The organism is Bartonella sp. MU37NMGALS (assembly GCF_042194015.1).
Taxonomy (GTDB): Bacteria; Pseudomonadota; Alphaproteobacteria; order Rhizobiales; family Rhizobiaceae; genus Bartonella; species Bartonella grahamii.
Genome location: NZ_JBHIML010000002.1, coordinates 41597 through 57118, shown reverse-complemented (window position 1 = coordinate 57118; position 15522 = coordinate 41597). Strand labels below are relative to the sequence as shown.

Sequence of the window (15522 nt, the reverse complement as noted above, 5' to 3'; positions counted from 1 at the left end):
AACACCACGAAAGGTGTCAATACATCCTTTTATATAAAGATAAAAGCTTAAATTTTATAACAAATATGGCAATAGCCGCTATATAGAACTCCAATCCTATCAATTTGATATTCTGAAAATTGCTGGAAATAATGTCACGTTTAGTTTTCTATTGGATCTGTTTGAAGACAGTATTATCAAAGAGAAATACTTGAAAACAATGAAGAAGCGCCTCAATTTATGAACGATCATCTTGTTCTCAACATGCAACCACAATGAGGACTGAATATTGATTTACAAGCAAAAACACAGCCTTTAATGAAGAAAAAATGCACTCCAAGAATTTATTTCAACCCTGTCCAAAGCGTGTATGAATATAATCACTCAAAAGCGCTTCAAATTCTTCAGCAATGTGATCACCCCGCAAAGTTTTTACCTTTTGTCCATCAATAAAAACAGGTGCCGCAGGACTTTCCCCCACTCCAGGCAAAGAGATTCCAATATCTGCATGTTTTGACTCCCCCGGTCCATTGACGATACATCCCATCACGGCAACCTTCAAACTTTCAACGCCAGGGTATTTTTCACGCCAAACAGGCATATTTTTGTATAAATCTGCTTCAATTTTTTGCGCCAATTGTTGAAAGACCGTTGAGGTTGTGCGCCCACAACCAGGACAAGCCGCAACCACAGGCAAAAATTGCCGAAAACCCATTACTTGCAAAAGTTCTTGCCCCACCTTTACTTCTCGTGTCCGATCACCACCAGGTTTTGGTGTTAAGGAAATTCGTATTGTATCGCCAATCCCTTGTTGTAATAAAATGCCCAAAGCCACCGAAGAAGCAACAACGCCCTTTGTTCCCATCCCAGCTTCCGTTAATCCCAAATGAAGAGCATAATCACAACGCGCCGCCAAGGTGGTATAAACAGCAATAAGATCTTGGACATCACTCACTTTAGCAGAGAGAATAATTTTATCACGTCCCAACCCCATCTCTTCAGCGCAAAGAGCCGATTGCAGAGCAGACTGCACAACAGTTTCCCGCATCACTTCAGCAACCGATAAAGGATTTTCTTGCTGTGCATTTTCATTCATAAGACGTGTTAACAATGCATTATCAAGAGAGCCCCAATTCACGCCAATGCGAATAGGTTTATGATACCGACAAGCAATCTCTATAATTTCTGCAAATTGACGATCTTTTTTTGCGCCAAAACCAACATTTCCAGGATTGATGCGATATTTTGCAAGCGCCTCAGCACACGCAGGATGATCAGATAAAAGCTTATGTCCAATATAATGAAAATCCCCAACCAAGGGTACAAAAAATCCTAACCTCTCCAATCGCTCCCGTATTTTTGGTACAGCTGCCGCCGCTTCATCACGATCAACAGTAATCCGAACCAATTGTGAACCAGCTTGCCAAAGAGCAGCCACTTGAGCAACAGTTGCATCAACATCAGCTGTATCCGTATTGGTCATTGACTGTACAACTATCGGGCTCTGCCCCCCAATGATCACATCACCAACAGCAACACCAACAGATCGACGACGCTCAAGTGGTTTAGATAAAAAATAGGTCGTACTCATCAAGTCCTCAAATTTTTAAAACCTGCGCTATCAATCATCATTTACATTGACTTCCTCCACGCTTCAAAGGACGAAAATTACACCGCCCCCCAATCTTAACAGATTACTCTCAAAAGGTTCCACCTACTAACCACTGATGCAATTCAACTCATAGGTGCGATTCATCCTATAGACGCACCGGATAAGTTCTACTACTTCTGTTCAAGTTTATACTTCTACACTTGGTTGATTCAAAAAGAAACTGAAACCAAACAGAGACAATACTGTATTTTTAAGTTGCATGCCTATACCGCACATCCACGTCATCGCAAAACAGTGCTTTACAACACAACAGATAACACCTATCAAAGCGCAATTTTTAAAAATGCATGAAAGACACCGCCCAATTAATCCAACACATTGATTTATAATAATCAATTTTTTACAAATTTGAATGGCAACCCCAAATATCGTAAGATTTTCTCATTTTAAATCTTCTTAATTGAATCAATACCACTCCCTAAAGCCACAAAAGAACAAGTAGATAAAAATTCCTTATAAACTATTTCAAGTGCCAAAAGCTATCCCAACACTTTAAACAAACAAAAAAATGAAGACACCGACTTACATCTTTATGAAATAAAGATGATAGAATGAATTTTACACCATTTTGTAAAAATTTTTACCTTAAATCCTTAACAAACACCATCACGAAATGAACTCGAGCACATTAAGAAATGCCTCATTAAAACCAAACTCTTAATTCTCATCTCACCCACGCGCGGCATTATCAATGCAACCTTTCAATTTTCAAGCCGTTATAGCAAAACCCCAAACACAATTCCAACTGTCACACAACAATTTAACACATGAAGGAGTCAATAAATGTGTCTATTTTCACCCCATAGAAAAAATGCTAAAATTAAAAAACGTATAGCACAATTAAAAAGAGAGCTGGTCCCCGTAAATCATTGGAGTTCTCAAAATGATAACTTTGAAAACATTTCTGAGCTGTTTAACACATGGAAACAAAAAGGCCGTCACGCGCTTTATCACCTCAACGAACATGCTGCAGAATTAAAGAAAAAAGCGAAAGAAAATCCTAAAAAAACCCTCGCACTAACAGCAGGAGTCGTTTTAGTAAGCTTCTTGCTGATCCGTAAAAATTAACAACACAACCAACAACCTTCCCTTTTAATGCCCGACTCAAAGCGGGCATTTTTTATAGTTTACAAAATATAAACTTTACATCTTTCCCCCTAACTTTACGCTTTCCTCCAAAAGATAAGTTTTCCATCCATTCCACCAATCTATTATCCAATTTTCTATCTGGCAGTCTCCTTACCCCTATCCTCAAAACACGCGGTAGCACCACATCTCAAAGGACAGTGTTGTGAGAAACTATAAGAAAAGTTTTCAACATTGCATCTATCCCCCCTACTGAGTTATTTCAAAAGAAATGGAAGTCAGTAAAGATGCATGCGCTTTAATATTTTAAGGAACATTATTTTACATCATGATATAGAAGATTAAGGAGCCTAAGAGCTTTAAAAGATGTATTATAAAAAACCAAACGAAATCTTCCAATGTGAATACCCATTTGCTATAAGTAAATGACACAAGAATTAAACTGAAAAAACCCAAAATTTATCCTCCAGAATCGACCCGCTGCGAAGTATCCACATACGTAACCACAGACATCCCAGGAATGAGCTTTTCAATCCCCTCCTGCCCAGGATCTAAAGAAATCCGTACTGAAATACGTTGCGCAATTTTGATAAAATTACCAATTGTCGTATCTGTTTTTAACAATGAAAACTCTGAACCTGTCGCCGGAGCAAAACGAACCACACGCCCCGTTAACTTTTTGTTGTTCAATGCATCAACAGAAAAAACAACCGGTTGTCCAACACGCATCTGAGAAAGTTGCGTTTCCTTATAATTAGCAATAATCCAAATATCATCAGAAATAACAGAGACCAATTGCGTACCCGGCATAACATATTGCCCTACCTTAGCGCCAACCAATCCAATATAGCCTGTTCTAGGAGATAAAATCTTCGTATGATCAAGATTAAGTTTTGCCAACTCAACACTCACCTTTGCTCCCGAAACTTCTGACTGTAAACTTTGCCGTTCAAGATTTAATTGTTTTTGCAATTGTCGTTTTGTTTCTAGGGCTGCCAAGAGTTGTGAAAGAGGGCGAGAAACAGAAATTGCAGCATCACCAAAGCCTAACTTTTTACTATCAGGAACAACATTAGAGAATGCTCGTGAACGCGTTAATTCTGCTTCTGCAGCATTAACTTCTCCCTGTAAAATCTGAGCTTGCAATTCAATACTTGCCAGTTTTGCATTTTTTGAATCGAGAACAGCCTGTGCCCGTGCAAGCTGCTGACGAAGAAGAGAATCATCAAGCTCAAAGAGCAGCATTCCTTTTTCAACACGTTGATAATCTTGCACATAAATCCGTGCAATCACCCCAGAGATCTGTGAACTAACCAGAGTAACATTGCCCTTAATGGAAGCATTATCCGTTATTTGAATGTTACTCACAAAAGGAGGAAGTCTCCAAGCCCACAAAATCAGCAAAACACCCGTAACACCTGACAAGAATGCAACAATCGTAGCTTTTGACCGTAATGCTTTTATCATTTTTTGCACCCCTCTTCTATGGGCATCATTCTACTTTTCTAACGCCTGCAAAGAGCATGACTTAACAACCATTGTGACAAGAAAAATAATGAATACAATCATTGAAATATAAAAATAAAGCCGAAAAACGTCATCATAAGCAAAAATATTTGCTATTAACTTAAATTTTTCTATCAACATAGAAGTACCCTGTTCACTGCTCAAGCCATGGGGAACAGAAGCACCATAAGAAGGCGAAAACAAAGTATTCATCTCACCAGAAATAAGCGGATCAGTCACAACAATATTTTGTGTTAAGGACTCAAAGTTTTTATGGGCAAAATAAAACTGTAGGCTGCCAAAAAAAGCCGATCCCATCAATCCCCCTGTCACTTGTGTTAGCAAAAAAACCGCAATAAAACTCAAAACATAACGCGGTCCTCGCTCACCAGCAATCACAAACCCTTTGAAAAGAGCAGGAGGCAAAAAAAGTGCATAACTAAAACTCACCAACCCTTGGCTCAACATCATATCTTTCGGACGTGTTAAATAGTTTACACGACTGTCTAAATAAGCTCCCAGCGCCAAACAACCTAAAGATAACAAATAAAAATAATCTTCACGCCCCGCCCGTAAAAAAAAGACACAAACAGCCCCCCCTAACAGAGTACCCAATGTCACCGCAAGATACATGGGCGCCATCTCACGATTAAGCAAACCAAAAAGATTAAAAAAACCTACGGGCAAATTTGACCGTTCCAACAAAAAAACATGAAAGATCAATAAAATAAAAACAGATTGAACCATTTCTTTACTGAAAATCCAACGTAAATCAATCAGCGGTTTTTCTCTATTAAGCTCAATAATAATAGCAATAGCCAACGAGAAAATAGCAAGTGCAAGCCCCCAACCAATCCATGGCGCTTCATACCACCAATACAATATGCCAACAGACATAATCACGGCATTTAATCCAAGACCAAGAGCAATCAAACCATAACTTATCCAATCTAACTTTTGAATAACCTTACTGCGGACAACAGGCGTTAAAGGCAAAGTATAGATACAGACCAAGCTGATGAGAACCAACCCCATTTCCAAAGCGGAAAGACTAGAAAAACCACCATTTTCCAGCAAATCAGGAGAAATCAAACGCGATAAAGGTGCCGCTAAAGCCGCATTCATATAATTCAAACTAAGACCAACAGTAAACTTCTTTGCTGGAGCAAAAGCCTCCATCATATAAAGCAGCGCAAGTGAAGCCAAAGGAGCAGCAGCAATCCCAGCAAAAAAGCGAATAATCAATGCAGAACGCAAATCCGTAACAAAGAGTTGCAACACGCAAACCAAAACGAAACCAAGGATTGATAATTCAGCAAAAGCACGCAACCCAAATTGATAGCGGATTTTGATCAACATAATCGCTACACTCACATTTGGCGCCATATAGGCCGCTACCAACCATGTTGTCTCGGTCAAAGTTGCGTGAAAATCACCCGTAAGATGGACAATGTTAGACTGAACAATATTAGCCCCTAAACCATAAGCCCATTGCAAAATAAGAGAAGCAAAAATATAAACAAAACATTTCGGCAAAGGTCCTGCAAAAACACGACCAGGACGAGGAAAAGGTTTTCCGCCCCTTTTAGCAAACACAACCGTACTCTTTTTTCCGCTCATGTCACCTTTTTCCTGTATACGCTGCTACGCTTCTATCAACACAGCACCATCAGCTGACAATTGCTGGAAAAAAGCCTCTATTTTGTGATTATCCTCATCTCTTGTCCCTCCTTCTAATGTCGCTTGAACCTGCAAAATCCGCTGTTCCAATACATCAAAAGAAAGATGCTCTACAGCCACAACGTGCTCTACCAATAAAGAGCAGCCCGAAAAGGTGATATTTGCAACGCCCCCACATACAGCAAACAATTTTTCACCCAAAGAGGTGCGAACACGCACACTACCCAACACAATGCTTGCTACCAATGGCGCATGATGCGCCATAACTGTCAAATAACCTGAAGCTGAAGGAAGAACAACAGACACTACCTGCTCTGAAAACACAATTTTTTCAGGCGACACAAGCTCAAATAAAAAATGCTCTTCTCTATTGTTTTCCACAAAAGTCTCCACAATACCCGATATAAGGACTCTCTGTTTTCTTCAACGACTTGTCCTTTTTAACGAAAAATATTCATGACAGTTTTCTCTTGAACAAGAAGCTTCTTATTAAGACGCCTCTGCCATGAGACGCTTTCCTTTTTCAAGTGCTTCATCAATCGAACCAACCATATAAAAAGCAGCTTCTGGCAAATCATCATAATCGCCAGCACAAAGACCTTTAAAGCCTTTGATTGTCTCTTCTAAAGGAACGAGCTTCCCTGGCGAACCAGTAAAGGCTTCCGCAACATGGAAAGGTTGCGAAAGGAAACGTTCAATTTTACGCGCCCGTCCCACCAGCAATTTGTCATCTTCAGAAAGTTCATCCATTCCAAGAATAGCAATAATATCCTGAAGCGCTCTATAACGTTGTAAAATGGTTTGCACTTGACAAGCAACAGTGTAATGCTCTTCTCCTACAATCAATGGATCCAACATACGCGAGAAGGAGTCAAGCGGATCAACCGCCGGATAAATTCCCTTTTCCGCAATAGAGCGCGAAAGAACAGTTGTTGCATCCAAATGAGCAAAAGACGTTGCCGGCGCTGGATCCGTCAAGTCATCGGCAGGAACATAAATTGCCTGAACGGAAGTAATAGAGCCTGTTTTTGTACTGGTAATACGTTCTTGCAAAGCCCCCATATCCGTTGCCAAGGTAGGCTGATACCCCACAGCAGAAGGGATACGCCCTAAAAGCGCTGACACTTCAGCACCAGCTTGCGTGAAACGGAAAATATTATCTACAAAGAAGAGAACATCTTGTCCTTCATCACGGAAACTTTCTGCAATTGTCAATCCTGAGAGAGCCACACGCGCACGCGCTCCTGGTGGTTCATTCATTTGCCCGTAAACAAGGGCACACTTTGACCCTTCCGTTGAACCATTATTCTCTTTTGGATTCACATTCACGCGGCTTTCAATCATTTCATAATAAAGATCATTTCCTTCCCGTGTACGTTCTCCCACACCAGCAAATACAGAATAGCCACCATGAGCCTTTGCAATATTGTTTATAAGCTCCATAATAAGAACGGTTTTTCCAACACCAGCGCCACCAAACAAGCCAATTTTACCTCCTTTAGAATAAGGAGCTAACAAATCCACAACTTTAATACCGGTGACGAGAATTTCTGAAATGGTTGATTGCTCAACATATGCAGGTGCATCTTGGTGAATAGAACGCGTTTTGGTTGCAGGAATTGGTCCCACATTATCCACCGGCTCTCCAATCACATTCATAATACGTCCCAATGTTGCTTCTCCTACAGGAACGCTAATTTGCGTACCTGTATCCACAACCTTTTGGCCCCGCATCAAACCATCAGTAGTATCCATAGCAATCGTACGCACGGTATTTTCACCCAAATGCTGCGCAACTTCTAATACCAAGCGATTGCCCAAATTCTCTGTTTCCAAAGCGTTAAGAATATTTGGCAGTTCACCTTCAAATTGCACATCAACGACAGCACCAATAACCTGCTTGATCTCACCAACAGCGGCTTGTGCACGCTCTTCTTTTTTTGCGGATGCATCTTTTTTTACAGGTGTATCTTTAGCTGCACTACGCGCAGGCGCAGAGGAAGCCTTTACATCCACTGAAGCCGTTACATCCACTTGAGACTTCGAAGCGGCTTTTTTCACGCCGGAACGAACAGCTGGTTTCTTTTTTTCACCTTTTTCTGTTCCTTTGCTTGAGGTTACTGCTTTTACCATCAATCCTTACCTTTTCCATTTAAAGCGCTTCAGCGCCCGCAATAATTTCGATCAATTCTGTCGTAATCTGTGCCTGACGTTGACGATTATAAGCTACCGTCAATTTATTAATCATTTCACCTGCATTGCGCGATGCATTGTCCATAGCTGTCATCTTGGCACCCATCTCACCAGCAATATTTTCTAGCAAAGCCCGAAAGATTTGCACCGAAAGATTGCGTGGCACAAGCGCCTCTAAAAGAGAAGCCGCATCAGGTTCATACTCATAGACAATTGATTGTGAACCTTTGCTATGATCTGTTTGCTCCTCAACATCTATTGCCTCAACAGCTGCTTTTGGAGCAATCATCGGAATCAAGCCAAAAGCTGTTGGACGCTGATTAATCACAGAAATAAATTCAGAATAAAACAGCGTACAGACATCGAAAGCGCCTTCATTGAATAAATCAACAATCCGTTGACTAATCATCACCGCCTCTGCAAAACCAATGCGCTTTACAGCATGCAAATCGATATGATCAATTATCAAACCTTTGTAATCACGCGATAAAATATCCGCACCTTTTTTGCCCACAGTGATAATTTTCACTATTTTACCAGATGCCAACAATGCCTTAATCTGTTCACGTGCACGACGAGCAATTTGCACATTAAAAGCACCACACAAACCGCGCTCAGCAGTACACACCACCAAGAGATGCACATCATCTCGCCCCGTACCACGCATAAGAGCAGGCGCATCAACACCATCTACATCAGCAGCAAGACTGGTCAAAATATCAGCCATCTTCTTCGCATAAGGACGCGCAGACTGCGCTGCCTCTTGAGCACGATGCAACCTTGCCGCTGCAACCATCTGCATAGCTTTGGTGATCTTTTGTGTTGCTTTAACCGAAGCGATACGGTCTCTAAGATCTTTTAGTGAAGCCATTCAAGCATTCCATCAATTCATCACGAGAAATTTTTCGCATAAGTATTAAGAACAGTTATCAACTTATCTTTCAGCTCGTCTGTTATTTGCTTTTGCTCAGCAATTGCCTTTAAGAGATCTTGATAATCACTACGCAAAAGCACCAAAAGTCCCTGCTCAAACCGCGCAACATCAGAAACCGCCAAAGCATCAAGATAGCCATTCACACCGGCGAAAATAACCACCACTTGTTCTTCCGTTTTAAGTGGAGAAAATTGCGGCTGCTTCAACAGCTCAGTCAAACGTGCACCCCGATTCAACAGACGCTGGGTTGACGCATCCAAATCAGAGCCAAACTGCGCAAAAGCTGCCATTTCACGATATTGCGCCAATTCACCTTTAATCGAGCCAGCAACTTGCTTCATCGCCTTAATTTGTGCGGCAGAACCAACACGCGACACAGAAAGACCAACATTTACAGCAGGACGAATTCCTTGATAAAACAAATTAGTCTCTAGAAAAATTTGCCCATCAGTAATCGAAATCACATTTGTAGGAATATAGGCAGAAACATCATTTGCTTGCGTTTCAATAACCGGCAAAGCTGTCAACGACCCAGATCCATTTTCCGCATTCAACTTCGCAGCCCGTTCTAAAAGACGCGAATGCAGATAGAAAACGTCCCCCGGATAAGCTTCACGACCTGGAGGACGACGCAATAAAAGAGACATTTGACGATACGCCACCGCCTGTTTTGACAAATCATCATAACCGATCAAAGCATGTTGCCCATTATCACGGAAATACTCACCCATAGCACATCCAGAAAGAGGTGCAATAAATTGCAGTGGTGCTGGATCAGAAGCGGTCGCTGCAACAATAATAGAATATTCCAACGCTCCACGTTCTTCTAAAACTTTAACGAATTGTGCCACCGTCGAACGTTTTTGACCGATAGCCACATAAATACAATAAACTTTGTCTTGCTCTCGTCCAGCCCCTTTTTCATGAAAAGGTTTTTGGTTTAAAAATGTATCGAGCAAAATCGCTGTTTTTCCTGTTTGGCGATCACCAATCACCAATTCACGCTGTCCCCGTCCGATAGGGATAAGTGCGTCAATCGCTTTCAATCCGGTCGACATCGGTTCATGGACAGACTGACGCGGAATAATTCCAGGAGCCTTAACATCAACACGACGACGCTCTGTTGCTTTAATGGGCCCCTTACCATCGATAGGGTTTCCCAACGCATCAACCACACGCCCGAGCAAAGCGGGCCCCACAGGAACATCGACGATAGTGCCCAATCGCTTTACACAATCACCTTCACGAATATCACGATCTGAGCCAAAAATGACCACACCAACATTATCAACTTCCAAATTGAGGGCCATACCGCGCACACCGTTTGGAAAGGCGACCATTTCCCCTGCTTGGACATTATCCAAACCATAAACGCGAGCGATACCATCCCCTACAGAGAGAACCCAACCAATTTCTGAAACCTCAGCCTTTTGGTCAAAGTTTTTGATTTGCTCTTTTAGAATTTTTGAAATTTCAGATGGTCTAATATCCATCAGCTGACCTCTTTTTTCAATGCAAGCTTAAGCGAAGACAATTTTGTGAGAAGAGACGTATCAATTTGAGACGATCCCACACGAACGATTAATCCACCAAGAATTGTTGGATTCACAATGCTGTGTAGCAAAACTTTTCCTCCAACGACACCTTCCAAAGCCTCACACAACTCTTGTCTTTGTTGAGAACTTAAGGGGCGCGCAGAAATAATTTGCGCAGTAACCTGCCTACGAGCGCGTGCAACACAACGCTGGAAAGCATGTAAAATACCAAATACGGCACTAAGCCTACGGTTTGTTGCAATAACGCGTAAAAAATTACCAATAACCTGCCCTGCGTTTTTATCAGCAAATTTGACGTTTGCACAAACAGATTGCATCACCTTAATTTGCTCTTTAACTGAAAAGAATGGACTAAGCACAAAGCGTTTTAAATCTTTATTTTGCTCCAAAACAAGCAAAAGATCTTCCACTGCCTTTTCAACCTTTTCAACGTTTCCAGCTTCTTGAACGCAATCAAAAAGCGCTTGCGCATAGCGTTGATCTACCAACGGCAGCGGTATGAGAGAAAATGAATCCGACACGAAATACCGCCTCTTTCCCTTGAGCGACTCTCTGATAGTTATCAGATGAAATGAAACAGACATTCTCAATCTTAAGAATCTTCTTCTTAAAACCTAGAACAAAAACCTCTTGGTTTCTAGCATAGACATAGCCGACTCGCAACACCACAAATCGCTGCTTTTTAAAAATTTTAATAAAATATTCAAAATATTTTTGAAAAGAATTTTTTTTAGATATACAAGATGGCAACACAGTTTTTTTATGCCTCTTTTTGACATTCTCTGAGCGATTTTTTCACTCTCTTTGATTTTTCTTCAAATGCCCTTGCCACCATAATAAAAAACTTCTTCTCTAAAAAACACTCCCTTTATCACCACAAGACCTTTAACGAGATGCGAATGCGACTGAAAAAGTCTATTATTGCAAACTGATAAGAAAAAAAGTAATGAATATCCTCCTAAAAATTAAAGAAAAAATTGATCTTTTTTCTTCAAATACCCACTCCTTTTAAAAAAATTCACCAAGTATATTTTCTTGTAAACACACTCTTTAAGTATACAACATATTGATTTATAATGATAATATATCATTTTTCATACCAGATGAGCCCCAAACATCGAAAGATTCTCTTATTTCAAATCTTTTTATCAAAATCACTCCCTTGCTCCATCGCAAACAAAAAAGGAAATGATTAAAGAAAAAAACACCTCGTATAAACGCTCTCAAGTACCAAGAGCTTTCATAATCCTAAAAGCTGAATAACAAATGGCGCCATTTTATACCTTTATGAAATAAAAATGGGAAGCCTTAACGCGGTTTTTTCATTCATAAAAGCTTTTACATTCTACACTCGAGAAACATCGTAAAATGAATTCGAGCATGCTGAAAAACATTTGTTTAAACAAGCATATGAATACAGTAATACAATAGATGTTCTGTAATATTCCGTTTGGACGTTCTGCTTTACATGAAGCTTTACATGAAAAATGTGCCCCCATTAGAGAACGAAAGTAACAAAAGCATGAAACAATGGAGAATCTCTATTTCACGACAGCACCCATAAATGCTATAATGATAACTCCATTGAGCAACCTCATCTTCACACTTATGAAAGAACAAGCTGGCACCATCACATACTTTGCCATCTCCCAATTTTACGACAGCCCTTAACACTTGAGATGATGAGGTATTTTAGTCCTTTCTTATATAGTTTCACTCGACACAGGCTCCCCCCATCTGTAACATGCAAACGAATGGTTTTGATTGATCAATATAAACAGATTTGAAATAAGAGAATCCTAAAATAGTTGAGCTTCTAAAGCGAATAACGGCATATTATCACTATAAATCAATATGTTATTATTTATAAAATTATAATTATGGGCGCTTTTGAAAATTCTAGAGCCATAAATAAGGACGACAACGATAAATGCTCATTTTAACCTTTACGCTCCCAAATGAGTCTGTGTGCTCGTCAAAGATAAATAAAATAGATATATGCAATACTCTCGCCCTAATCTAACATACAAAAGCAAGTACGACTCGTACAGCGCTGATACATCTTATGAACGCTGCTGCATAAGGTTTTAAGGTCAAATAATATCAAAAACACGACCTTCATTAAGCCCACGTAGCTTCACTTTATACGGCACTATATTATATGGCACTATATTGCACTGATTTTAGAAAAAGCATAGATCAATATCAATTTGAACCCGTATAAAATTGGATATTTTGGGTGTACAGCTAAGCATTTTCAGACCCTATAATCCGCCCTTATAAAAAGAATCCGCCTATCAAAAGGGTACTGTCCCTAAAACAAAAAAGGAGTAAAAGCCGAAATGATAGTGTCCTCGAATAATAGAGACGCTTCTGCTGGTTCCATAACAAAGATATTTTTTCCCGTAGCTCTGCTTAATGCAATGCACATGTATCATATTCTGCTGCTTGAATGCTTATTCTGAAATATATAATATCAAAGTAAAGCACCTTAAGCTAAAGAGACCTTCACTTTATGCGAGACTGGTTTTAGAAAAAACTTTGCGGGTCAATATCAATTTGAACCCGAACAGAACTGGGCATTTTGGGTGTACCGCTAAGCATTTCACGTATAAACCCTTGTATATCAAAAGAGCGCTGTCCTTGCAGCAAAAGCCGAAAACGATAACGCCCCCGAACCAAAGCCAAAGGCGCTTCTGCTGGTCCCATAACCGAGATATTTTTCCCCCGTGGCGCTGCTTGACGCAATGCACGCGCATAATGTTCTGCTGTTTGGCGCTGTTGTGCAGAGACAATCAAAGAAGCAAGCCGCCCATAGGGAGGCAAATGATAATGCTGACGCGCTGTAATCTCACGTGTGTAAAAATCTTCTGGCTGACATGAAAGTAGGGCTTTGATGACAGGATGATCTGGTTGATAAGTTTGCAATAATCCTAAGCTTTCCAATCCCACACGCCCTGCTCTTCCGGTAACTTGAGATAGCAGCTGGTAGGTACGTTCACTTGCGCGTAAATCGCCATTGGCAAGACCAAGATCAGCATCAATAACGCCAACCAGAGAGAGCTTGGGAAAATGATGTCCTTTAGCGACCAACTGTGTTCCAATAATAATGTCCACATCGCCATTTGCAATGGCTTGTAATTCGCTTCGCAATTGCCCAATCCCTCCTTTGAGATCTGTTGAAAGAATCAATGATCGCGCTTGAGGAAAAAGCATTTGTGTTTCTTCTGCAATTCTTTCCACACCCGGTCCACAAGCCACGAGATGATCTAATGTCCCACATTCAGGACAGGCTTGAGGAAGTGGTTCATGATACCCACAATGATGACATTTCAATTGCCCTTGCGCACGATGTTCTACCAACCAACTTGAACAATCAGTACAATGAAAACGATGTCCGCAAATTCGGCATAAAGTTAAAGGTGCATAACCACGACGATTAAGAAAAAGAAGAGCTTGTTCGCCCTTATCAAGCGTTTGTTTTAAAGCCCTTTCAAGAGCAAAGGAAATAAAGTGCCCCTTTTGCACCCCTCCTTGGCGCATATCAACCACCCGCAACTGTGGAAGTGCTACTTCTTTAAAACGGGAAGGTAAATGCACCTTTTTATAACGCCCTTTTAAAACATTAGCTTGGCTTTCAATCGACGGTGTTGCTGAAGATAAAATAACAGGAAAATGCTCAAAAGAGCCCCGAGCAACAGCCATATCACGCGCATGGTAAAAAATGCGCTCTTCTTGTTTATAAGCGCTATCATGTTCTTCATCAACAACAATCAAGCCAAGCTCATGAAAGGGAAGAAAAAGCGCTGAACGAGCCCCCGCAACAACACGCACCCGCCCTTCTGCAACTTGCCGCCAGACACGTTCTCTACGACGTGGCGTCAAATCAGAATGCCATTCTGCTGCTGCAGCTCCAAAGCGTGCATAAAAACGATCTAAAAACTGCTGTGTTAAAGCAATTTCCGGCAATAAAATTAAAACCTGCTTGCCCCCTTTGAAGGCTTGAGCGACCGCTTCAAAATAAACCTCTGTCTTTCCTGATCCCGTAACACCATCAAGCAAAAAAACTTGAAACTGAGAAGATAAAACACCTTCCCGCAATATTGTTGCTGCTTCATTTTGCGCTCCCTGCAACTGAGGAGGACAAAAGTCAGGATCAGGCATTGCCACAAGATCAGGAGCAGGAACTATAATATCTTCAAAAACCCCTAGCGCTTTTAAACCTTCAACAACAGAAACCGAAGTTCCAGCCGCATGCGCAAGACCAGAACGTGTCCATATCTTCTCATTACGCACCAATTCCAAAACCCGTAATCGCGCTGGTGTGAGACGTTCTACATTTCCACCACAATATCGCAAACCCAGCATCTGCGCTTCCGGCTCTAAAGCAGCCGGTACAGACAAAACCAATCGCGCCACAAGACCAAAAGGCGCCATTGTATAGCGACTAACAAAACGCAAAAATGTGATCATTTCTGCCTTTAAGGGGGGACAATCAAAAACATGAAGCAAAGAGCGTAATTTTTCACGCGCCACCGAACCAGACCTTTGCCCATCGGCTGCCTTCTCTCCAACATCCACAACAAAACCGCAAAGCTCACGCCCCATCACCGGAACCCGAACAAAGGAACCAACATTCACCTCCATAGAAGATGGAACTTTATAACTATAAGCGTGAGCAACAGGAAGAGGAACCAATACGGATACAATCTTTTCCTCTATCATGTTTGAATTCATCTTTTAAACCAATCTACGACCTCTTAAACACCAACAGGTCTAAACCTTATCTTTAAACACTCTTATAAAATTCATTACAGGATTCAATCCCCCCTATCACAACACTTTTCTCAAAAGAATTCTTTTTAACACTCATTCCATCACCAAAGTGTCAATAAAAGAACCAATCTCATCCTCTA

10 protein-coding genes are annotated in these 15522 nt (G+C 40.9%); 1 reads left to right on the top strand and 9 read right to left on the bottom strand.

Annotated features, from left to right (window positions below; genetic code table 11):
- Positions 1-328 precede the first annotated feature (328 nt).
- Positions 329-1570 carry a flavodoxin-dependent (E)-4-hydroxy-3-methylbut-2-enyl-diphosphate synthase gene (gene ispG, locus ACFIJP_RS01575; RefSeq protein WP_375625233.1) on the bottom strand — a complete coding sequence of 414 codons (1242 nt, stop codon included), beginning with the start codon at positions 1568-1570 and terminating at the stop codon, positions 329-331.
- A gap of 864 nt (positions 1571-2434) precedes the next feature.
- On the opposite strand from ispG, the gene ACFIJP_RS01570 reads away from it, so the two are divergent.
- The gene (locus ACFIJP_RS01570; RefSeq protein WP_375625232.1) at positions 2435-2719 is read left to right on the top strand and encodes a hypothetical protein; all 285 of its coding nucleotides are present in this window, start codon (positions 2435-2437) and stop codon (positions 2717-2719) included.
- 477 nt (positions 2720-3196) lie between these two features.
- On the opposite strand, the gene ACFIJP_RS01565 is transcribed toward ACFIJP_RS01570, so the two are convergent.
- The 8 genes from ACFIJP_RS01565 to ACFIJP_RS01530 all read right to left on the bottom strand — a co-directional run bounded on the left by ACFIJP_RS01565 (position 3197) and on the right by ACFIJP_RS01530 (position 15331).
- Positions 3197-4204 (bottom strand): HlyD family secretion protein, encoded by a 1008-nt coding sequence (locus ACFIJP_RS01565; protein ID WP_375625231.1) that lies wholly within the window; start codon positions 4202-4204, stop codon positions 3197-3199.
- A gap of 30 nt (positions 4205-4234) precedes the next feature.
- The gene (locus ACFIJP_RS01560) at positions 4235-5863 is read right to left on the bottom strand and encodes an MFS transporter (RefSeq protein WP_375625230.1); all 1629 of its coding nucleotides are present in this window, start codon (positions 5861-5863) and stop codon (positions 4235-4237) included.
- A 24-nt stretch (positions 5864-5887) separates the two neighbouring features.
- Positions 5888-6304 carry an ATP synthase F1 subunit epsilon gene (gene atpC, locus ACFIJP_RS01555; RefSeq protein WP_375625229.1) on the bottom strand — a complete coding sequence of 139 codons (417 nt, stop codon included), beginning with the start codon at positions 6302-6304 and terminating at the stop codon, positions 5888-5890.
- Positions 6305-6412: 108 nt separating this feature from the next.
- Positions 6413-8056, bottom strand: a complete 1644-nt coding sequence (gene atpD, locus ACFIJP_RS01550) for a F0F1 ATP synthase subunit beta (RefSeq protein WP_375625228.1) — start codon at positions 8054-8056, stop codon at positions 6413-6415.
- Positions 8057-8075: 19 nt separating this feature from the next.
- On the bottom strand, positions 8076-8987 hold the full coding sequence (locus tag ACFIJP_RS01545; protein WP_375625227.1) for a F0F1 ATP synthase subunit gamma: 912 nt from the start codon (positions 8985-8987) through the stop codon (positions 8076-8078).
- Between the two features lie 20 nt (positions 8988-9007).
- A complete protein-coding gene (atpA, locus tag ACFIJP_RS01540) occupies positions 9008-10543 on the bottom strand; it encodes a F0F1 ATP synthase subunit alpha (RefSeq protein ID WP_375625226.1) in 1536 nt (511 codons plus the stop codon).
- A complete protein-coding gene (atpH, locus tag ACFIJP_RS01535) occupies positions 10543-11127 on the bottom strand; it encodes an ATP synthase F1 subunit delta (RefSeq protein ID WP_375625225.1) in 585 nt (194 codons plus the stop codon). The genes atpA and atpH overlap by 1 nt, the downstream gene beginning before the upstream one ends.
- Before the next feature lie 2008 nt (positions 11128-13135).
- Positions 13136-15331 (bottom strand): primosomal protein N', encoded by a 2196-nt coding sequence (locus ACFIJP_RS01530; RefSeq protein WP_375625224.1) that lies wholly within the window; start codon positions 15329-15331, stop codon positions 13136-13138.
- Positions 15332-15522 lie beyond the last annotated feature (191 nt).